We start from the raw sequence: 21,182 nt of genomic DNA on the forward strand, positions 1-21,182 counted from the left end.
TTAACCGACAGCGCCTTCCATCTGGAGCTCAATGAGACGGTTGAGTTCGAGGGCGTACTCCATCGGGAGCTCCTTGGCGATGGGCTCGATGAAGCCACGCACGATCATGGCCATCGCCTCGTCCTCGGTGAGACCCCGGCTCATCAGGTAGAAGAGCTGGTCCTCGCTCACCTTGGAAACCGTCGCCTCGTGCCCCATCGACACGTCGTCCTCGCGGATGTCGACGTAAGGGTAGGTGTCGGAGCGGGAGATGGTGTCGACAAGAAGTGCGTCGCACTTGACCGTGCTCTTGGAGTGCGACGAGCCCTCCATGACCTGCACGAGGCCGCGGTACGAGGTACGGCCACCGCCCCGGGCGATCGACTTCGAGATGATGGTGGAGGACGTGTACGGCGCCAGGTGCACCATCTTCGCGCCGGCGTCCTGGTGCTGGCCCTCGCCGGCCATCGCGACGCTCAGGACCTCGCCCTTGGCGTGCGGGCCGGTCATGTAGACCGCCGGATACTTCATCGTCACCTTGGAGCCGATGTTGCCGTCGATCCACTCCATGGTCGCGCCCTCTTCGCAGGTGGCGCGCTTGGTGACCAGGTTGTAGACGTTGTTCGACCAGTTCTGGATGGTCGTGTACCGGCAGCGGGCGTTCTTCTTCACGATGATCTCGACGACCGCGGAGTGCAGCGAGTCGGACGAGTAGATCGGCGCGGTGCAGCCCTCGACGTAGTGCACGTACGCGCCCTCGTCGACGATGATCAGGGTCCGCTCGAACTGGCCCATGTTCTCGGTGTTGATGCGGAAGTACGCCTGCAGCGGGATGTCCACCTTGACGTTCTTCGGCACGTAGATGAAGGAGCCACCGGACCAGACCGACGTGTTCAGCGCGGCGAACTTGTTGTCGCCCACCGGGATGACGGTGCCGAAGTACTCCTGGAAGATCTCCGGGTGCTCCCTGAGCGCCGTGTCGGTGTCGAGGAAGATGACGCCCTGCTCCTCGAGGTCCTCACGGATCTTGTGGTAGACCACCTCGGACTCGTACTGAGCCGCGACGCCGGAGACGAGGCGCTGCTTCTCGGCCTCGGGGATGCCCAGCTTGTCGTACGTGTTCTTGATGTCGTCGGGCAGGTCGTCCCAGCTCGCCGCCTGCTTCTCGGTCGAGCGCACGAAGTACTTGATGTTCTGGAAGTCGATCCCGGTGAGGTCGGCGCCCCACGACGGCATCGGCTTGCGGCCGAACAACCGCAGGCCCTTGAGCCGAAGGTCGAGCATCCACTGCGGCTCGCTCTTCAGCGCGGAGATGTTGCGCACCACAGCCTCGGACAGCCCGCGCTGCGCCGCGGAACCCGCGACGTCGGCGTCGGCCCAGCCGTACTCGTACTTGCCCAGGGCGGCGAGGTGCTCTTCCTGAGTGACGATCTGGTCAGTCATGTATCTGTCCTAACCGTGGTTGCTTGCGTTACAGGTGTGGCTTTTTCGCGTGTGGCTCTTTCGCGCGCCGGGGCGGGGATGTGCGTGGTACACACCCCGTCGCCGTGCGCGATGGTGGCGAGACGCTGCACGTGGGTGCCGATGAGCCGGGAGATGACCTCGGTCTCGGCGTCGCACAGCTGGGGAAACTCGGCAGCCACGTGGGCCACCGGGCAGGAGTGCTGGCACAGCTGCCCGCCGGACGCGATCGTCGTCGCGCTGGCAGCGTAGCCCTCGGCCGTCAGCGCCTCGGCGAGCGCCTCCGCCCTCTTGATCGGATCGTCGCCGGCCTCGCGCATCGCCTGCCGGCACCGCTCCTCGAGGGCGGCGACCTGGGACGCGGCGAACTCGCTGACCGCCGCCGGCCCGCTGCGCTGCGCAATCCAGCGCAGGGCGGCGGTGGCGATGCCGTCGTAGTGGTGCGGGTTGAGGTCTTCACGGGCGGCCGCGGTGAGCGCGAACGCCTTCGCCGGCCGGCCCCGCCCACGCCGGCCCTGGTGACGGACCTCACGGGTCTCGACCAGCCGGTCGGCAAGCATCGCGTCGAGATGCTTGCGGATCGCCGCGGGGCTCAGCCCCAGCTCGGCGCCGAGCTCGGCGGCCGTGGCCGCGCCACGCTCGAGCAACAATTGGGCGACCCGGTCACGGGTGCGCCCGTCCGACGCGCTGGCCTGCGCCACCGCACCGCTCCGGATCAGCACCTCGTTTTTCACTACGCTAACGTTACGTAATTCCGCCGGAGCCTGCAAACCGGCTCCGCGGTGATCCCGGCCACCGGGCTGCCGGAGTGGTTAAAAATACGCCGGACGCCCTGCGTACGATGCCAGAGGTGAAGCTTCCCGCGCTGCGCCCGATGGCCCTGGCGTCCCTGATCGCGAACATCGCGCTGGTCGTCACCGGTGCGGCGGTTCGACTGACCGATTCGGGTCTCGGCTGCCCCACCTGGCCCAAGTGCACCGACGCGTCCTACACGACGACGTCGGCGATGGGCGTGCACGGCGTCATCGAATTCGGCAACCGGCTGCTCGGCGTCGCGCTGTTCGTGGTCGCGCTCGGCTGCTTCATCGCGGCATGGCTGCAGAAACCGCGCCGGCGCCGTCAGGTGCGGCTGAGCCTGCTGGTGCTGCTGGGCATCCCCGGGCAGGGCGTGGTCGGCGGCATCACGGTGCTCACCAACCTCAACCCGTGGGTGGTCGGGCTTCACTTCCTCCTGTCGATGGCATTGATCGCCGCCGCGTACGCGTTGTGGCGCTCCACCGAGGAGGGCGATGGCGCTCCCGTCTTCCTCGTCCCCGCCCCCCTCCGCCACCTCACCTCCGTGATGACCGTTGCCAGCGCAGCCGTCATCGTCCTGGGCGTGGTCGTCACCGGCAGCGGCCCACACTCCGGCGACAACGGCGCCAAGCGCAACGGCCTGGACTCCGGCGCCGTCGCCCAGGCCCACGCCGACCTGGTGTTCCTGCTGGTGGGCCTCACCGCGGCCCTGTGGTTCGCGTTCCGCGCCGTGCACGCTCCCCGGGCCGCCCGCGCCGCATTCACCCTGCTGATCATCGAGCTGTCCCAGGGCCTGATCGGCTTCGTGCAGTACTTCACCCACCTCCCCGTGGCCCTGGTCGCCGCCCACATGCTCGGCGCCAGCCTGGTCTGGACCGGCACGGTCGCCGTCCTGCTGGCAATCCGCGAACGCCCCGTCGTCCTGGCGTCCGCCGCCCACAGCGACTCACCCACCCCGGCCGACTCACCCACGACCGCCGACTCACCCACGAACGCCGACCCGCTCACGGCCGCCGACCCCCTCACGGCCGCCGACCCCCTCACGGCCGCCGACCCCCTCACGGCCGCCGACTCACCCATGGCCGCCGACCCCCTCACGGCCGCCGACTCACCCATGGCCGCCGACCCGCTTACGGCCGCCGACTCACCCAGGACTGCCGGCTCACCCGCGGCCGCAGAGCCGACGCCGCCGGCCGACGCTCCCGTGCCCACGTCGCACTGAGCCCGGCGCGCTCAAGTCCGCGTCCTACCTGTTGCGGGCCCATTGCGCGTAGATCTAGGCGGCTTGCCGTGCGCTGCGAACAGCAATTCATCAACTCGCCGTCTCAGCGCACCGCTCGTCGTGTCTTATAAGTGGAAATATCCGGTACGGCACCTGCCCGCCGCTCAGATCGTGACCGCTCGCCCAGAGCCCAACTGAGCGCAGGCGCGGGGCAGCCCACGAAGCAAACGAGCGCCGGGCGCGGGGGAATCGCCGGGCGGGCGTGCCACCCAGCGAGCCGGCACCGCCGCGTGGGCACCGCCGCGTGGGCAACCGCCGCCGCATGGGCACCACCGCCACGTGAGCCCCCACCGCCACGTGAGCCCCCACCGCCACGTGAGCCCCCACCGCCACGTGAGCCCCCACCGCCACGTGAGCACCACCGCCACGTGAGCACCACCGGGGAACGCACCGCCAGAGCACACACCACCGGGCGGCCATCGCAGGGCTCGCGCCACTGGGCCGGCACCACGAGGGCACACACCGCTGAGCGGGCGCCGCCGAGCAGGCGCCGCCACCGAGCGGGCATGACCGAAGGCCCCCACCGAGCGAGTTTGGCCGAGCGCCCATGGGGTGGGGTCCACCGGCACCGCCCGGAAGCGCAGAGGCGGTGCCGGTGGACGGCGGCCGCACAGGGAGACAGTGGGCGGCCGCCACGCTCGTCATCGAGGTCTCTCCTTGAGGCTCACCTCCGTTCTGGAACCGCCGTGGCCGGAGACGGCGCGCGGGATTCCTGAAGTTGGTGGCCGGGCCGGCGGAGTCCGAACGCACCTGGCGCGGTGCCATGGCGGTTGATGCGCGCGGAGGCGCGGACTCGAAGCGTGGGAAGCGCACGCCTCGTTCGCGGCCGCGCCGGCCCGGCCCCGGCGGGTCAGTCGAGGGCCCGCCGGGCGGTCGGGGACCGACCGCCGGAGACGTGCGGGAATCTTGGGCGCCGCAGGGCGGGTGGGAGCTTCGGTCTCAAGGAGGCGGGTGGGTGCTTCGGTCTCAAGGAGAGGCTGCTGTGCTGCATGCGGGAAAGCGTGCCGGGTGGGGGCGATCAATGAAGCAGAGATTTGTGGCCTGTGGACGACACGCCGTTCATCCACAGGGGGCGCGCGGGGAACCGCAGGTCAGCGCGTCTCGTGGCGCCGAACCGTGCCCGACGGGGAACGGACGGGACGCGCGGGGCGAGGCCCAACGGCGGGGCGCGGCGCAACGGCGGGGCGCGGCGCGGTCCCCGTACGCGTGCAGGTCTTTAAAGAAGGGCGACCACGGCGTCGGCCAAGCGTTCCGCCGCTTTCGGGGCCGTGCGGAGGAACAGCGACGGCTCGGTGAGCTCCAGCTCGAGCAGCATGGGGTCGCCGTCGGGGCCGGGGATCAGGTCGACCCGCGCGTAGAGCAGGCTCCCCTGGTCGAAGGGGATCGCGGCCAGCACCTTCTCGGCGGTGGCCAGCTCGGCCGCGGAGGGCTGCCGGGCGGTGATCTCCTCGCTGCCGGGGTCGATCTCGCCCTCGTCGGGGCCGGTGAGCATCGGACCCTTGCGCACCGCGTGGCTGAACATCAGGCGGCCGGTGGCGTCGGGGAAGAACATCAACGCCGTCTCGCCGGCGGTGTCCACTGCGCTCAGGTACGGCTGGATCATCGCGGTGCGCCCGGCCTCGAGGAGCCGCTCGACGTGCGCCGTGGCCAGAGAGGACTGCGCGGGCAGGGTGTAGCGGCCGGTGTCCTGGCTGCCCGCGCTGATCGTGGGCTTGACGACCCAATCGCCGGATGCCGATGGGGTCCATGTGCCGCCCGGGGCCACATAGGTCGTCGGGGTCACCGGGACCCCTGTGGACGCCAGATCGTGCAGGTAGCGCTTGTCGGTGTTCCACACCAGGACGTCGGCCGGATTGAGCAGCCTCGGTACGCGCCGGGCCCAGGCCAGGAACGCGTCGCGGCGCGGGACGTAGTCCCAGGGCGAGCGGAGGATCGCCAGGTCGTAGACGTCCCAGTCGGCGTCCGGGTCGTCCCAGCGGACGGCGTCGACCTCGATGGACCGGGCGCGCAGCGCGTCGCGCAAGGGGAAGTCGTCGTCCCAGAGGTCCGGGAAGAGGTCGCAGGTAACGAGGGCGACCCGGGAGGCCTGCTCCCGGGTCGCGTGGGTAGTGGTGGACGTGGACAAGATCAGCGGGCCATGCTCCGGCGCGACATGGAGCGCCACAGGTCGTTGCTGGGTCGCATCTGCTCGAGGAGCTCGCGCTCCCACTCGTTCTCCACCTCGACGCCGGCGCTCTCGCACGCCTTGCGGGCGACGTTGGTGTCGTCGGCGAATTCGTCGGACCACTCGCCGTCCTGGCCGACGAGGACGATGCGGGCGCCACGCTTGCCGACGTACTCGATGACCGCCTTGGCACCACCGTGGCCGGCGGCGAAGGATTTGATCCCCGCAGTCAGTGTCGTATCGGAACCTTGAGCCATGACGGGCAGCCTAGGCAGATAAGACGCCGGAGCAAGCACCGTCAGTGCCATTTTGTGACGCCAATTACCTGCGGGTTTACCTCACAGACTCATTGGTATCAGCCAATTTCGCCCGAATTGCCCCATCCACAGATTTCCATCTACGGGGTGACCACCCGTAACCGGGAATCGGGGCAGACCGGTCAGACGAGCGCATCTACCGCGACGGCGATGAACAAGATCGTGAGGTACGTGATGCTCCAGTGGAACAGGCGCATCGGCTTGGCCGGCTCGCCCTTGCGCGTCCGCTGGACCAGCAGGAACGCCTCGCCGAGGAACAAAGCGCCTGTGATGATGGCGGTGACGCCGTAGATCGGGCCCAGACCGAGCGGCCAGGCCACGAGGGAGGCGACCACGGTGAGGACCGTGTAGAGGGCGATCTCGCCATTGACCCGGGCCGCGGAGCGCACCACGGGGAGCATCGGGACGCCGGCGCGGGCGTAGTCGTCCTTGTACTTGATGGCGAGCGCGTAGAAATGCGGCATCTGCCAAAAGAAAACAACTGCGAAAAGCGCCCATCCGAGCGCGGACACCGAGCCGGTCACCGCGGCCCAGCCGATGATCACCGGGGCCGCTCCGCAGACGCCGCCCCAGAACGTGTTGGCCGGGGTGCGCCGCTTGAGCCACAGCGTGTAGACGACGTCGTAGTAGAAGATCGCGCCCGCGGTGAGCGCGGTGGCGAGCCAGTTGGTGAAGATCGCCATCAGCGCCACCGAGATCACGGCGAGCGTCAGACCGAAGATCAGCACCGACCGCGGGGTCACGCTGTGTGTCGGGAGCGGGCGCCGCTTGGTGCGCCGCATCAGCTCGTCGATGTCGCGGTCGATGTAGCAGTTGAGCGCGCTCGCCGCGCCGCCCGCGAGCGCCCCGCCGATCAGCACGGCGGCGAGAGTGCGCAGGTCGGGCCACCCGCCGGCGGCGAGCATGAGGGCCGGAACAGTGGTCACCAGGAGCAGTTCGACGATCTGCGGCTTGGTCAGCGCGAGGTACGCGCGCACCACAGCCATCGGCTGTTTTGCCACCCCAGATTGGCGGCGCACTTCTGCGTCGACCGGCCGGTCAGCGCGCGAAGGGACGCCCGGCGCCCGTCCGGGGACGGGACGCTCGGTGATCATGCTCACGGACAGCCACCTTCCGGCATCGGCTTTAGCCACATCACGACCGTTGCCGGCGCCAGCCGGCGGCACGCTCGGACAGCCTACGCTCAGCCGAATGCGCTGCTCCGGCGACCCAGCGCGGGTGCACGCCGTCACACGTGGCCTGTCCGCTCTCAGCGTATGGGCCTGAGCCGTTCCCAGGGCGCGGGTTTACGGCAAGTGGATAGGGTCAACCTCAAAAGGGTTCCTAATCCATGCCCCGAGGAGCACAACCGACGTGGCTGCCACAGATCCTGCTCTCAATTGGTCCGACCTCGACCGCAAAGCGGTGGACACCGTCCGGGTGCTGGCCATGGACGCCGTCGAGAAGGCCGGCAACGGCCACCCCGGAACGGCCATGAGCCTCGCGCCCGCCGCTTATCTGCTGTTCAACCGCATCATGCGGCACGACCCGACCGATCCGCACTGGGCCGGGCGCGACCGCTTCGTGCTCTCCTGTGGGCACTCCAGCCTCACCCTCTACATTCAGCTCTACCTCTCCGGCTACAGCCTCTCCCTGGACGACCTGAAGGCGCTGCGCCAGTGGGACTCGCTGACCCCCGGCCACCCCGAGTTCGGACACACCTCCGGCGTCGAGGTCACGACCGGCCCGCTCGGCCAGGGCATCGGCAACGCGGTGGGCATGGCGATGGCCGCCCGGCGCGAGCGCGGCCTGTTCGACCCCGAGGGCGCCCCCGGTGACTCTCCGTTCGACCACAACGTTTATGCGATGTGCTCCGACGGAGACATCGAGGAGGGCGTCAGCCACGAGTCCAGCGCGATCGCCGCGGTGCAGAAGCTCGGCAACCTCACGCTGATCTACGACGACAACGAGATCTCCATCGAGGACGACACCCGCATCGCCAAGTCGGAGGACGCCGGCAAGCGGTACGAGGCGTACGGCTGGCACGTGCAGACCGTTTCGTGGCGCAAGGGCGACCCGGCCAAGGGCGACTACCACGAAGACGTCGAGGCGCTCTGGAAGGCGATCCAGGAGGCCAAGAAGGTCACCGACAAGCCGTCGTTCATCGTGCTCAAGACGATCATCGGCTGGCCCGCGCCGAACAAGCAGAACACCGGCAAGATCCACGGTTCCGCCCTGGGCGAGTCCGAGGTCAAGGCCACCAAGGAGATCCTCGGCTTCGACCCGAACGAGACGTTCGCCGTCGAACCGGCCGTGCTCGAGCACGCCAGGAAGGCCGCCGAGCGGGGCCGCGCCGCGCACGCCGAGTGGGAGAAGTCGTTCGGCGCCTGGGCGAAGGCCAACGACGAGCGCAAGGAGCTGTGGGACCGGCTCGCCGGGCGCAAGCTCCCCGAGGGGTGGGAGAAGTCGCTGCCCGAGTTCCCGGCCGACGCCAAGGGCATCGCCACCCGCGCGGCCTCCCAGCAGGTGCTCAACGCGCTCGCGCCGGTGCTGCCCGAACTGTGGGGCGGCTCGGCCGACCTCGCCGAGAGCAACAACACCACGATGAAGGGCGAGCCGTCCTTCATCCCGGCCGAGTACGCCACCAAGGAGTTCCCGGGCAACGAGTACGGCCGCACGCTGCACTTCGGCATCCGTGAGCACGGCATGGGCTCGATCCTCAACGGCATCACGGCCGACGGCCTCACCCGCCCGTACGGCGGCACGTTCCTGATCTTCAGCGACTACATGCGCGGCGCCGTCCGGCTCTCCGCGCTGATGAAGCTGCCGGTGATCTACGTGTGGACGCACGACTCCATCGGCCTCGGCGAGGACGGCCCGACGCACCAGCCGATCGAGACCCTCTCCGCGCTGCGCGCCATCGTCGGCCTCAACGTGGTCCGCCCGGCGGACGCCAACGAGACCGCGTGGGCCTGGCGGGGCGCCCTCGAGCACACCGACTCCCCCACGGCGCTCGCGCTGAGCCGCCAGGCGCTGCCGACGATCGACCGGTCGAAGTACGCGTCGGCCGAGGGTGTCCTCAAGGGTGGCTACGTGCTGTCCGACGCCTCCGACGGCGAGCCGCAGGTGATCCTCATCGGCACCGGCTCCGAGGTGCAGTACTGCCTCACCGCGCAGGAGCGCCTCGAGGCGGCGGGCACCCCGACCCGGGTGGTATCGATGCCGTGCCAGGAATGGTTCTACCAGCAGAGCACCGCGTACCAGGAAGAAGTGATCCCGCGGGGGGTCAAGGCACGTGTAACCGTCGAGGCTGGCATCCGGATGAGCTGGGATCGCATTCTTGGAGATGCGGGCGAGCCGGTCAGCATCGAGCACTACGGCGCCAGCGCGCCTGCCAAGATCCTCTTCGAGCAGTTCGGGTTCACCGCGGACAACGTGGTGGCAAAGGCCAACGCCGCCCTCGCAAAGGTCGGCGAGATCACCGGTCACAAGACCGGTAACTGAGGGAGTGTAGGAGAATGACTGATCGGCTTGCCGAGCTCTCCGCCCAGGGTGTGGCGGTCTGGCTCGACGATCTCTCCCGTGTCCGCCTGACCAGCGGCTCGCTGAAGAAGATGCTCAACGAGCAGCACGTGGTCGGTGTGACCACGAACCCCAGCATCTTCCAGAAGGCGCTCTCCGACGCCGACGCGTACGACGCCCAGGTCAAAGACCTCTCCGTCATGCGGGTCACGGTCGAAGAGGCAGTACGCCTGATGACCGCCCAGGACGTCCGCGGCGCGTGCGACGTCGAGCGCCCCGCCTACGACGCGTCGAACGGCGTGGACGGCCGGGTGTCCATCGAGGTCGACCCGCGTAAGGCGCACGAGACCGAGAGCAGCGTCGCCGAGGCGAAGACGCTCTGGTGGCTCGTCGGCCGGGAGAACCTCTACATCAAGATCCCGGCGACCCTGGAGGGCCTGCCGGCGATCACCGCGACCCTGGCCGAGGGCATCAGCGTGAACGTGACGCTGATCTTCTCGCTCGAGCGCTACCGCGCGGTCATGGAGGCGTTCCTGGCCGGCGTCGAGCAGGCCAAGGCGAACGGCCACGACATCACCAAGATCGGCTCGGTGGCGTCGTTCTTCGTCTCCCGCGTCGACACCGAGGTGGACAAGCGCCTCGAGAAGATCGGCAGCGACGAGGCCAAGACCCTGATGGGCAAGGCCGCGATCGCCAACGCGCAGCTGGCGTACGAGGCGTACGAGGAGGTCTTCGGCACCGACCGGTGGAAGGCCCTTGCCGCGGCCGGCGCGCACCCGCAGCGGCCGCTGTGGGCGTCCACCTCGACGAAGAACCCCGACTACAAGGACACGATCTACGTCGAGGAGCTCATCGCCCCCGGCGTGGTCAACACCATGCCCGAGTCGGTGATCCACGCGTTCGCCGACCACGGCGAGATCCGTGGCGACACGGTGACCGGCTCGTACGCGCAGGCCCACCAGGTGATGGCCGACCTCAAGGCCGTCGGCATCGACTTCGACGACGTCGTCAAGGTCCTCGAGGACGAGGGCGTCGACAAGTTCGAGGTCAGCTGGAAGGAACTGCTCGAGAGCGTCCACAAGTCGCTCCAGGCCGGCACCGGCGTCTGACCCTCTCGCAGCGGCCCGCTCAATCAGAGCGGGCCCCTGCGTACCTCACCTGCACGACACCGAGAACTGGCAGGATGGACCACGTGGGCAATCCGCTGCGTACCGCACAGGACCGCAGGCTCCCGCGCATCCCGGAGCCCTGCGCTCTGGTGATCTTCGGAGTCACCGGTGACCTGTCCCGAAAGAAGCTCATCCCGGCCGTCTACGACCTGGCCAACCGCGGTCTGCTGCCGCCCGGTTTCGTGGTTCTGGGCTTCGCCCGCCGCGACTGGGGCGACGGCGACTTCGAGTCGCTGGCCCTCGAGGCGGCGAAGAAGGGCGCCCGGACCCCGTGGCGCGAGGACGTCTGGCAGCGTCTGGCCAGCCAGTTCCAGTTCGTGCCCGGCTCGTTCGACGACGACTCCGCGTTCGACCACCTGGCCGCCACGCTCGACGACCTGCGCGAGCGCAACGGCATCCCCGGCAACGCCGCGTTCTACTTCTCCATCCCGCCCGCCGCGTTCCCGCTGGTGCTCAACCAGCTGGCCCGCACCGGCATGGCCGACAACGCCAAGTCCGGCGGCTGGCGGCGGGTGGTCGTCGAGAAGCCGTTCGGCAACGACCTGCAGACCGCGATCGCGCTGAACCAGCTGGTCGACGAGGTCTTCACGCCGCAGGACGTCTACCGCATCGACCACTACCTCGGCAAGGAGACGGTCCAGAACATCCTGGCCCTCCGCTTCGCGAACAGCCTGTTCGAGCCGGTGTGGAACTCGAAGTACGTCGACAGCGTGCAGATCACCATGGCCGAGGACGTCGGCATCGGCACCCGCGCCGCGTTCTACGACGCCTCCGGCGCCGCCCGCGACGTGCTGCAGAACCACCTGCTCCAGCTGCTCGCGCTGGTCGGCATGGAAGAGCCCACGAGCTTCGACCCGCAGGAGGTGCGGGCCGAGAAGCTCAAGGTCCTCAAGGCGATCAGCCTGCCCAACGACATCTCCAGGGGCTCGGTCCGCGGGCAGTATCTGCCCGGCTGGGTCGCCGGCGAGCGCGCCGTGGGCTACCTCGAGGAGAAAGACATCCCCTCCGACTCCACGACGGAGACATACGTCGCGGTCCGCCTGGGCATCCAGAACCGGCGCTGGGCCGAGGTGCCGTTCTTCGTACGCGTCGGCAAGCGGATGCCGCGCCGGGTCACCGAGATCGCGATCCTGTTCAAGCGCGCGCCGCACCTGCCGTTCGACCCGGCCGACGTCGAGATGCTCGGCAACAACCAGCTGGTCATCCGGGTGCAGCCCGACGAGGGCGTGGTGCTGAAGTTCGGCTCCAAGGTGCCGGGCACCACGATGGAGGTCCGCGACATCGCGATGGACTTCCAGTACGGCGAGGCGTTCACCGAGTCCAGCCCCGAGGCGTACGAGCGGCTCGTGCTCGACGTGCTGGTCGGCGACCGCACCCTGTTCCCGGACGCGGCCGAGGTCGAGCAGTCCTGGCGGGTCATCGACCCGCTCGAGGCGGCCTGGAAGGGTGTCAAACCCGAGCCGTACCGCTCCGGCGAGTGGGGCCCGCGCGCCTCGGACGAGATGCTGGCCCGCGAGGGCCGTGCTTGGAGGCGAGCATGATCGGTCTGTGGGACACCACCGGCAACGAGGTCGTCAAGGCCCTCGCCGCCGAACGGCGCAGCGCCGGCGGCGTGGCTTCCGGCCTCGCCCTGACCCTGGTCGCCGTCGTGGAGGAGAAGAAGGTCCGCGAGGCCGAGGCGGCCGCCACGATCGCGGCGGCGGCGCACCCGTGCCGTCTGCTCATCGTGGTCCGCTCCGACATGGAGGGTCGCAGCCGGCTGGACGCCGAGATCGTCGTGGGCGGGCGCCTGGGCCCGGCCGAGGCGGTCGTCATGCGCATGTACGGGCGTCTCGCCCTGCACGCCGAGTCGGTCGTCATGCCGCTGCTCGCCCCGGACGTACCGGTGGTCACCTGGTGGCACGAAGAGCCGCCGACCTCGATCGCCAACGACTTCCTGGGCGTCGTCGCCGACCGGCGGATCACCGACAGCGCGCAGGCCCCCGACCCGGTGGCGGCGCTGAAGCAGCGGGCGGTCGACTACGCCCCCGGCGACACCGACCTCACCTGGACCAGAATCACGCTCTGGCGCACCCTGGTCGCCGGAGCCTTCGACACCACCGACGAGCGGGTCGTCGGCGCCACGATCGTGGCGCCCGAGAAAGACCCGACCGCCGCGCTGATGAAGGGCTGGCTCCAGTCCCGCCTGGGCATCGTCCCGGTCATGGAGGCCACCGACCGCTCCCCGCGGATGCACTCGGTCGAGCTGCAGTGCGCCAACGGCGACTGCGTCCGGGTCACCCGCGAGGAGAACACGGCGCTGTTCAGCCGCACCGGCCAGGAGGACCGCTACATGCCGCTGCCGAAACGGCCGGTCGGCGACGAGCTCGCCGAGGAACTGCGCCGGCTCGACGCCGACCAGATCTACTCCGAGGCCCTGGGCGCGATGGCAGGCGTCACCGGCCTCGACCACCGTGCCCCGATGCGGGTGCACGTCTGGAAGGACCCGGCCCTGGCCGCCCGCGCCGACGAGGCCGGCGCCATGGCCGGCCCCGGTGGTTCCGCCGCCTAGCTCCGACAAATCAGCAGGGCCGCCCGCCGCACGGTGGGCGGCCCTTCCGCCTTAGGAGGCGCAAGTGAGCAAGACCCTGGTCGTGGTGGTCCCCGACGCGGAGATCCTCGCCGCCACCGTCGCGTCCCGCCTGGTCGCCAAGATTGTGGACGCGCAGGCCGAGCGCGGCACGGCGAGCGTCGTGCTGACCGGCGGCCGGATCGCCGCCAAGGTCCTGCGCACGGTCCAGGACCTGCCGGCCGCGAAGGCGATCGACTGGTCGCGTGTGGACCTGTGGTGGGGCGACGAGCGGTTCCTGCCGACCGGCGACCCGGACCGCAACGAGACCCAGGCGCGCGAGGCCCTGCTGGACGCGCTGCCGCTCGATCCGGCGCGGGTGCACCCCATGCCCGCCTCGGACGGCCCCGACGGCGACAACGCCGAGGCGGCCGCCGCCCGCTACGCCGCCGAGGTGCGGCTGCCCTTCGACGTGCTCATGCTGGGCGTCGGCGAGGACGGGCACGTGGCCTCGCTCTTCCCCGAGCACCCGGCACTGAACGAGACGGGCACGGCGGCCGCGGTGCACAACAGCCCGAAGCCGCCGCCCACCCGCATCACGCTGACCATGCCGACCATCCAGGAGGCCGACGAGGTGTGGCTGATCGCCGCCGGCCCGGACAAGACGGACGCCGTCGGTGCGGCGCTCAACGGCGACAAGAGCAGGCCCGCCGCCCACGCCACCGGCCAGTCGCGGACCTACTGGCTGCTCGACGAGGCGGCGGGCGCGAAGCGCTACTGATCGGAAAAGGTCACTCGCCCCGGCGCTGACGGACCTTGGCCAGCGCCTCGGCGAGGATCTTGGCGCCGTCCTCGTCGGAGCGGCGCTCCTTCACGTAGGCCAGGTGCGACTTGTACGGCTCGGCGCGCAACCGTCCGGGCGGGTTCTCCCCGTCGAGCCCGGCGGGCTGGCCGCAGCGCGGGCAGTCCCACGTCTCGGGCGCGGGCGCCTCGGCCGCGAACTTGATCTCGCTCGCGTGCCCGGCCGCGCAGAAGTAGATCACCTCCCGGCGTGGGGCGGGTTCGCTGCGCTCGTCGGGGCGCATCGGGCTGGACCCGACGCGGCTGCCGCGGATCGCACTGCCACTGGACACGGACGTCACTCCTGTCTCGAGGCCTTTTCGTAGGGGAGCAAAACGGGGCAAAAAATGCCGCGCGCCCGGCCTTAACCGGACGCGCGGCAGATTCTACGACTATTACCGTCAGTCAGGAAGCAGGCAGGGCCAGGCGCAGCCAGAGACCGAGACCGACGATGCAGGCGAACCAGATGATGCCGACCAGCACCGTGTAGCGGTCGAGGTTTTTCTCTGCCACCGAGGAGCCGGCCAGGCTCGACGTGACACCGCCGCCGAACATGCTCGACATGCCGCCGCCCTTGCCGCGGTGCAGCAGGATCAGCAGGGTCAGCACAAGGCTGGTGAGCACCAGCAACACGATCAACGTGTACGCGAACCACATCGGCATGATCGGGTTCATTCCTCTCGAAGGACAGACAGCGGTCCAACAATAGCGGGTGCCCGGCCGCACGGGGCGACCGGGCACGCGCGTCTGCCATCAGCGGCCGGCGTGCTCCCGGAACCGGACGATCGAGGCGAACTCCTCGCCGTCCAGCGAGGCGCCACCCACCAGCGCGCCGTCGATGTCGGGCTGCGCCATGATCGAGGCGATGTTGTTCGCCTTGACCGAGCCGCCGTACTGGATGCGCACGGCGTCGGCGATCTCCACCCCGTACAGGTCGGCGAGCTTCACCCGGAGGGCCTTGCAGACCTCCTGGGCGTCCTCGGGCGTCGCGGTCTTGCCGGTGCCGATCGCCCAGACCGGCTCGTACGCCACCACGACCTGCTTGACCTGCTCGGGCTTGAGGCCGCTCAGCGCCGCCTCGAGCTGGTTGGTGCAGTGCACGACGTGCGTGCCCTCCTCGCGGGTCACCAGCCCCTCGCCCACGCAGACGATCGGGATCAGGTTGGCCGCGTAGGCCGCCTTCACCTTCGCGTTGACGAGCTGGTCGTCCTCGTCGTGGTACTCGCGGCGCTCGGAGTGGCCGGCCAGCACGTAGGTGCAGCCGAGCTTCTCGAGCATCGCGCCGGAGATGTCCCCGGTGTAGGCCCCGCCCTTGAACCTGGAGATGTCCTGGGCGCCGTACACGAGCTTGAGCTTGTCGCCGTCGATCGCCGTCTGCACGCTGCGCAGATCGGTGAACGGCGGCAGCACGGCCACCTCGACGTCGGTGAGCTGCTGCTCGTTGAGGCCGGCGGCCAGTTTCTGCACCAGGAGGATGGCTTCGAAGTGGTTGAGGTTCATCTTCCAGTTGCCGGCGATGATCGGGCGGCGGTCACTCATCGTCACGTGGCCCTCCGCTGCTCGCTATGACGGTCCAAGGCTTCGACACCGGGCAGCTTCTTGCCCTCGAGATACTCGAGGGAGGCGCCGCCACCGGTGGAGATGTGGCCGAACGCCGACTCGTCGAGGCCGAGCGTGCGCACGGCCGCAGCCGAGTCGCCGCCGCCGACCACCGAGAAGCCGTCGATCTTGGTGATGGCCTCGGCGACGCCCCGGGTGCCGGCCGCGAACGGCGCCAGCTCGAAGACGCCCATCGGGCCGTTCCAGAACACGGTCTTGGCGCCGGCGATCGCCTCGGCGAACAGCGCGACCGACTTCGGCCCGATGTCCAGCCCGAGCCGATCGGCCGGAATACCCGAAATATCAACAGTATCGTGATCTGCGTCGGCGGCGAACGCCGTGGCGGCCACGACATCGACCGGCAGAACGAGCCGATCGCCGGCTTCGGCGAGCAGCGAGGCACACGTCGAGATCATCTCTTCTTCGAGAAGAGACTTGCCGACCTCGTGCCCCTGGGCCTTGAGGAAGGTGAAGCACATGCCGCCGCCGACCAGCAGCTTGTCGACCTTCGGCAGCAGCGCCTGGATCACCGCGAGCTTGTCGGAGACCTTCGAGCCGCCGAGCACGACGACGTACGGCTGCTCCGGCGCGTCGCTGACCCGGCGCAGGACCTCGAGCTCGCGCAGGACCAGCCAGCCCGCGTAATGCGGGAGCCGCGCCGGCACGTCGTAGACAGAGGCGTGCTTGCGGTGCACAGCGCCGAACGCGTCGTCGACATACACGTCGGCGTAGGCGGCCAGCTCGTCGGCGAACGCGCCGCGCTCGGCCTCGTCCTTCGACGTCTCGCCGGCGTTGAAGCGCAGGTTCTCGAGCAGCAGCACGTCGCCGTCGTTCAGTGCGGCAACCGCAGCGGTGGCGGACGGGCCGACGGTGTCGGACGCGAAGACCACCGGCGTGCCGAGCAGCTCACCCAGCCGGGTGGCGACGGGCGCCAGCGTGAACTTCGGGTCGGGCGCGCCCTTGGGGCGGCCGAGGTGCGACATGACGATGACGCGGGCGCCGGCGTCACGCAGCGCGACGAGCGTCGGCAGCACAGCCCGTGCGCGCCCGTCGTCGGTGATTACACCGGCGTTGTTCTTGTCGAACGGGACGTTCAGGTCGGCGCGCACGAGCACGCGCCGGCCCGAGACACCCTCGCCGAGCAGGTCGTCGAGAGTCTTCACGATGCGTCAGCCGACCAGCTTGACCAGGTCGACGAGGCGGTTCGAGTAGCCCCACTCGTTGTCGTACCAGCCGACGACCTTGACCTGGTTGCCGATGACCTTGGTGAGGCCGGCGTCGAAGATGCAGGAGGCCGGGTCGGTCACGATGTCGGTCGAGACGATCTGGTCCTCGGTGTAGACCAGGATGCCCTTGAGCGGGCCGTCCGCGGCGGCCTTGATCGCGGCGTTGACCTCGTCGACCGAGGTCTCCTTGGAGGCCTGGAAGGTCAGGTCGGTGGCCGAGCCGGTCGGGATCGGCACGCGCATCGCGAAGCCGTCGAGCTTGCCCTTGAGCTCGGGCAGCACCAGGCTGACGGCCTTGGCGGCGCCGGTCGAGGTCGGCACCACGTTGAGGGCGGCGGCGCGGGCGCGACGCAGGTCCTTGTGAGGGCCGTCCTGCAGGTTCTGGTCCTGGGTGTAGGCGTGGATCGTGGTCATCAGGCCACGCTCGATGCCGATCGTGTCGTTGAGGACCTTCGCCATCGGCGCGAGGCAGTTGGTGGTGCAGGACGCGTTCGAGATGACGGTGTGCTTCGCGGCGTCGTACAGGTTGTCGTTGACGCCCATCACGATCGTGATGTCCTCGTTCTTGGCCGGCGCCGAGATGATGACCTTCTTGGCGCCGTTGTCCACGTGCACCTTGGCCTTGTTGGCGTCGGTGAAGAAGCCGGTCGACTCGATGACCACATCGGCGCCGACGTCACCCCACGCGAGGTTGGCCGGGTCACGGTCGGCGAACGCCTTGAACGTCTTGCCACCCACGGTGATCTCGTCGGCCGTGGCCTTCACCTCGTGCGGCAGGCGGCCGAGGATCGAGTCGTACTTGAGCAGGTGGGCCAGCGTCGCGTTGTCGGTCAGGTCGTTGACGCCGACGATCTCGATGTCCGCGCCGGAGGCGAGGACCGCCCGGAAGAAGTTACGTCCGATACGGCCGAAGCCGTTGATGCCAACCCGGATGGTCACAGGTGGATCTCCTCGTTTCGGTCCGCCGGGTTTCGTCGACCGGCGGAGGATTTACGCCGACCTTGTGCTTTGGTCGGCGAAAGTGCGTCCGGCCGCCGCGCTCCCCCGAGCAGGGGCCCCATGAGGTGGCGCCGTGCCTGACTGGCGGCGTCACGGCGCGGGTCGGCCGAGCTGCCGGCACCGTCGCCGTCACGAAGACCCTATCCGAGCCCCTCACCCCCGCGAGCAGCGGGTGGGTGACTCAAAATTACCCCAAACCCCTTTTTACGTACGCGTCGGCACAAGCCCCCGTTCGACCTCGCGGCCTCGCCGCGCGGCAAGGCCGCAGCGCGTCTTTCGCGTCCGGTGGTGGGTTGCGCAAAACCTCAGCAGGCCATCATCTCGGGCGTCACCGCGGCTTCCGTGTCGGGAATGCCCAGGTCGCGGGCGCGCTTGTCGGCGAGCGCCAGCAAACGCCTTATACGGCCCGCGATCGCGTCCTTGGTCAGCGGCGGGTCGGCCAGGGCGCCCAGTTCCTCCAGCGACGCCTGCCGGTGCTCGAGGCGCAGCCGGCCGGCCGACGTCAGGTGGTTGGGCGCCTCGTCGGCCAGGATCTCCAGCGCACGGGTCACCCGGGCCGCGGCGGCCACCGCGGCCCGGGCCGAGCGGCGCAGGTTGGCATCGTCGAAGTTGGCCAGGCGGTTGGCCGTGGCGCGCACCTCGCGGCGCACCCGGCGCTCCTCCCAGGCCAGCACCGAGGAGTGCGCTCCCACCCGGGTCAGCAGCGCGGCGATCGCGTCGCCGTCCTTGATCACCACCCGGTCGACGCCGCGGACCTCACGCTCCTTCGCGGTGATCCCGATCCGGCGGGCGGCGCCGCGCAGCGCGAGCGCGGCCTCCGGTCCCGGGCAGGTGATCTCGAGCGCGCTGGAACGGCCGGGCTCGGTCAGCGAGCCGTGCGCCATGAACGCGCCCCGCCAGGCGGCCACCGCGCAGCAGACGTTGGCCGAGACGACGTGCGGCGGCAGGCCCCGCACCGGACGGCCGCGCACGTCGAGCAGGCCGGTCTGGCGGGCCAGGGCCTCGCCGTCCTTGACGATCCGCACGATGTAGTGGCTGCCCTTGCGCAGGCCGCCGCTGGCGAGCACGTGCACCTCACTCGGGTAGCCGTACACGTCGGCGATCTCGCGGCGCAGGCGGCGGGCCACCGCGCCGGTGTCGAGCTCGGCCTCCACCACCACGCGACCGGAGACGATGTGCAGGCCGCCCGCGAATCGGAGCAGGGAAGCCATCTCCGCGCGGCGGCAGCAGGGCTTGGGCACATCGACCCGGCTCAGCTCGTCCTTGACCGCTGCCGTCATCGCCATCGTGATGTCACCTTCTGCGCCGGATCTTGATCAGTGAATATTATTCGCGACGGTTGGAACCCACTGCACAAGCTGCGGCCATCCACGACTCGAGGTGGGTCGCGAATAACCTTCAGTCTGTGCCGCACTACGCCACTGCTTAACGAGCGGGGCCCAATACTGGCACCAGTGCAACGCCTAACGACTCAGGATCATGCCTCGGGCTGCCGTCCGCAACGGCCAACGGTGCCAACACCAGGCGGGCGCCCAGGGATTCCGCGGCCTGATGCACCGGCTCGGGCTCGCCGACCCACTTCGCGTCGGCCAGGACCGTGTCGACCCGCAGACCCGGCAGATACCAGCTCAGGGCGGCCAGATGGTCGGCCACCGAGAGTCCGGAGGTCTCGTTGTCGGTGGCCAGGTTGAGCGTGACCAGCCGGCGGGCCGGGCTCGCCACGATCGCCTCGGCGAGGCCGGGCACGAGCAGGTGCGGCAGCACGCTCGTGTACCAGCTGCCGGGACCGAACATCAGCCAGTCGGCGGCGCGGATCGCCTCGATCGCCTGCGGACAGGTCGGCGGGTCGGCCGGCGAGATGCGTACCGCCTCGACATGGCCGTGCGCCACCGCCACCGCGTGCTGCCCGCACACGGTCACCACCTCGCCCGGGCGGGCCGGGTCGGCGCCGAGCACGTCGGCCTCGATGCCCACCGCGTGCCGGGCCATCGGCAGCACCCGGCCCTGCGCGCCGACCATGGCGGCCGCGTGGTCGAGCGCGTCGACCGGGTCGCCGAGCATCTCGAGCAGGCCGAGCAGCAGCAGGTTGCCCACCGGGTGCCCGGCGAGGGAGTCGTCGCCGGCGAACCGGTGCTGCATCAGCGCGGCGGTGCGCTGCTCGACCGCGTCGTCGCAGGCGAGCGCGTTGAGCGCCTGTCGCAGGTCGCCGACGGGCAGCAGCGCGTCGCGTTCGGCCAGCAGCCGGCCGCTGGAGCCGCCGTCGTCGCCGACCGTGACGATCGCCGTGATGTCCAGGTCGATCTCGCCGGCGGCGCGGCGCAGCCCCCGCAGCGCGGCGGCCAGCCCGTGCCCGCCGCCGAACGCGACCACGCGTACGGCCCTCACTCCCGCCCCAGGTCGCGGTGCGAGGCGTGGGCCGAGAGCCGCTGGTCGCGCAGCTGGGCGGTCAGTTCCTCGGCGATCGCGACGCTGCGGTGCTTGCCGCCGGTGCAGCCGACGGCGACGGTGAGGTAGCGCTTGCCCTCGCGCTCGAAGCCGGGCGCGGTCGCCGCGATCAGCCCCGCGTAGGTGGACACGAACGTGTCGGCGCCCTCCTGGTCGAGGACGTACTTGCTGACCGATTCCTCGAGCCCGGTGTGGTCGCGCAACTCGGGCACCCAGAACGGGTTGGGCAGGAACCGGGCGTCCAGCACGTAGTCGGCGTCGGGCGGCAGGCCGTACTTGAAGCCGAACGAGAGCACGGTGATGCGCAAGCGGCGCACGTCTTCCCCGCCGAACAGCTCCTCGACCCGGCGGCGCAGCTGGTTCACGTTCAGGTGGCTGGTGTCGATGATCACGTCGGCCTGCTCGCGGGCCTCGGCGAGCAGCTTGCGCTCGGCCGCGATGCCGTCGGCGAGGCGGCCGTCGCCCTGCAGCGGGTGCGAGCGGCGCACCGACTCGAAGCGGCGGATCAGCACCTCGTCGTCGGCGTCGACGAAGACCACGCGCGGCGAGAAACCGCGCTCCTTGAGCGCGCGGACCGCGCCGGCCAGGTCGGTGGAGAAGGCGCGGCTGCGCACGTCGAGCACCATCGCCGTACGCCGGGCGGCGCCGCCGGCCTGGAAGGCGAGCTGCGCCATGTCGAGCATCAGGGCCTGCGGCAGGTTGTCGACCACGTAGAAGCCGACATTTTCCAGGGCCCGGGCCACCGTGCTGCGCCCGCCGCCGGAAACGCCGGTCACGACCACCAGGTCGGTGGCCACCTCGTCCGGATCCACGACCTCGTCGGGGAATTCGGGCAACGACTCCGTCACGAACGCCTC

Annotated in this window: 18 protein-coding genes and 1 pseudogene; 6 read left to right on the top strand and 13 right to left on the bottom strand. The window is 69.9% G+C overall.

The genetic code is table 11. From position 1 onward, the window contains the following. Positions 1–1,422, bottom strand: a complete 1,422-nt coding sequence (sufB, locus tag ACIA5D_RS32365) for a Fe-S cluster assembly protein SufB (protein ID WP_396034148.1) — start codon at positions 1,420–1,422, stop codon at positions 1–3. Next, positions 1,419–2,174, bottom strand: a complete 756-nt coding sequence (locus tag ACIA5D_RS32370; protein WP_396034149.1) for a helix-turn-helix transcriptional regulator — start codon at positions 2,172–2,174, stop codon at positions 1,419–1,421. Before ACIA5D_RS32370 ends, sufB begins: the two co-directional genes overlap by 4 nt. A 107-nt stretch (positions 2,175–2,281) precedes the next feature. Between ACIA5D_RS32370 and ACIA5D_RS32375 the strand changes: the two are divergent. Further along, positions 2,282–3,202, top strand: a pseudogene (locus ACIA5D_RS32375) (heme A synthase); the annotation flags it as partial. Between the two features lie 1,531 nt (positions 3,203–4,733). Here ACIA5D_RS32375 and ACIA5D_RS32380 read toward each other — a convergent pair. The 3 genes from ACIA5D_RS32380 to ACIA5D_RS32390 all read right to left on the bottom strand — a co-directional run bounded on the left by ACIA5D_RS32380 (position 4,734) and on the right by ACIA5D_RS32390 (position 7,092). Further along, the gene (locus ACIA5D_RS32380; RefSeq protein ID WP_396034150.1) at positions 4,734–5,681 is read right to left on the bottom strand and encodes a RimK family alpha-L-glutamate ligase; all 948 of its coding nucleotides are present in this window, start codon (positions 5,679–5,681) and stop codon (positions 4,734–4,736) included. Beyond that, entirely contained in the window at positions 5,645–5,938 is a 294-nt protein-coding gene (locus tag ACIA5D_RS32385) for a hypothetical protein (RefSeq protein ID WP_396034151.1), read from the bottom strand. The genes ACIA5D_RS32380 and ACIA5D_RS32385 overlap by 37 nt, the downstream gene beginning before the upstream one ends. Before the next feature lie 182 nt (positions 5,939–6,120). Further along, the gene (locus tag ACIA5D_RS32390) at positions 6,121–7,092 is read right to left on the bottom strand and encodes a heme o synthase (protein ID WP_396034198.1); all 972 of its coding nucleotides are present in this window, start codon (positions 7,090–7,092) and stop codon (positions 6,121–6,123) included. A 259-nt stretch (positions 7,093–7,351) separates the two neighbouring features. Between ACIA5D_RS32390 and tkt the strand changes: the two genes are divergently transcribed. From tkt to pgl, 5 genes are all read left to right on the top strand, one after another. Then, positions 7,352–9,481 (top strand): transketolase, encoded by a 2,130-nt coding sequence (gene tkt / locus ACIA5D_RS32395; RefSeq protein ID WP_396034152.1) that lies wholly within the window; start codon positions 7,352–7,354, stop codon positions 9,479–9,481. A 14-nt stretch (positions 9,482–9,495) separates the two neighbouring features. Beyond that, complete coding sequence (gene tal / locus ACIA5D_RS32400; protein WP_396034153.1) at positions 9,496–10,608, top strand: transaldolase; 1,113 nt, start codon at positions 9,496–9,498, stop codon at positions 10,606–10,608. 83 nt (positions 10,609–10,691) lie between these two features. Next, positions 10,692–12,209 carry a glucose-6-phosphate dehydrogenase gene (gene zwf, locus ACIA5D_RS32405; protein WP_396034154.1) on the top strand — a complete coding sequence of 506 codons (1,518 nt, stop codon included), beginning with the start codon at positions 10,692–10,694 and terminating at the stop codon, positions 12,207–12,209. Further along, positions 12,206–13,219, top strand: coding sequence for a glucose-6-phosphate dehydrogenase assembly protein OpcA (locus tag ACIA5D_RS32410; protein WP_396034155.1), 1,014 nt, complete (start codon positions 12,206–12,208; stop codon positions 13,217–13,219). Before zwf ends, ACIA5D_RS32410 begins: the two co-directional genes overlap by 4 nt. 64 nt (positions 13,220–13,283) lie before the next feature. Continuing rightward, complete coding sequence (gene pgl / locus ACIA5D_RS32415) at positions 13,284–13,997, top strand: 6-phosphogluconolactonase (RefSeq protein WP_396034156.1); 714 nt, start codon at positions 13,284–13,286, stop codon at positions 13,995–13,997. 10 nt (positions 13,998–14,007) lie between these two features. Here pgl and ACIA5D_RS32420 read toward each other — a convergent pair whose 3' ends face one another. From ACIA5D_RS32420 to rapZ, 8 genes are all read right to left on the bottom strand, one after another. Continuing rightward, the gene (locus ACIA5D_RS32420; protein WP_396034157.1) at positions 14,008–14,349 is read right to left on the bottom strand and encodes an RNA polymerase-binding protein RbpA; all 342 of its coding nucleotides are present in this window, start codon (positions 14,347–14,349) and stop codon (positions 14,008–14,010) included. 112 nt (positions 14,350–14,461) lie between these two features. Beyond that, positions 14,462–14,719, bottom strand: a complete 258-nt coding sequence (secG, locus tag ACIA5D_RS32425; RefSeq protein WP_396034158.1) for a preprotein translocase subunit SecG — start codon at positions 14,717–14,719, stop codon at positions 14,462–14,464. Between the two features lie 90 nt (positions 14,720–14,809). Continuing rightward, entirely contained in the window at positions 14,810–15,595 is a 786-nt protein-coding gene (gene tpiA / locus ACIA5D_RS32430) for a triose-phosphate isomerase (protein ID WP_396034199.1), read from the bottom strand. Between the two features lie 2 nt (positions 15,596–15,597). Next, on the bottom strand, positions 15,598–16,818 hold the full coding sequence (locus ACIA5D_RS32435) for a phosphoglycerate kinase (protein ID WP_396034159.1): 1,221 nt from the start codon (positions 16,816–16,818) through the stop codon (positions 15,598–15,600). Positions 16,819–16,824: 6 nt separating this feature from the next. Next, positions 16,825–17,820, bottom strand: a complete 996-nt coding sequence (gap, locus tag ACIA5D_RS32440) for a type I glyceraldehyde-3-phosphate dehydrogenase (RefSeq protein WP_396034160.1) — start codon at positions 17,818–17,820, stop codon at positions 16,825–16,827. A gap of 365 nt (positions 17,821–18,185) precedes the next feature. Next, on the bottom strand, positions 18,186–19,166 hold the full coding sequence (gene whiA / locus ACIA5D_RS32445) for a DNA-binding protein WhiA (protein ID WP_396034161.1): 981 nt from the start codon (positions 19,164–19,166) through the stop codon (positions 18,186–18,188). Between the two features lie 139 nt (positions 19,167–19,305). Then, positions 19,306–20,265 (bottom strand): uridine diphosphate-N-acetylglucosamine-binding protein YvcK, encoded by a 960-nt coding sequence (yvcK, locus tag ACIA5D_RS32450; RefSeq protein ID WP_396034162.1) that lies wholly within the window; start codon positions 20,263–20,265, stop codon positions 19,306–19,308. After that, a complete protein-coding gene (gene rapZ, locus ACIA5D_RS32455; RefSeq protein ID WP_396034163.1) occupies positions 20,262–21,173 on the bottom strand; it encodes an RNase adapter RapZ in 912 nt (303 codons plus the stop codon). Before rapZ ends, yvcK begins: the two co-directional genes overlap by 4 nt. Between the last annotated feature and the right edge of the window lie 9 nt (positions 21,174–21,182).

Origin of the sequence: Actinoplanes sp. NPDC051513, from assembly GCF_044454685.1 — a bacterium.
Lineage (GTDB): Bacteria > Actinomycetota > Actinomycetes > Mycobacteriales > Micromonosporaceae > Actinoplanes.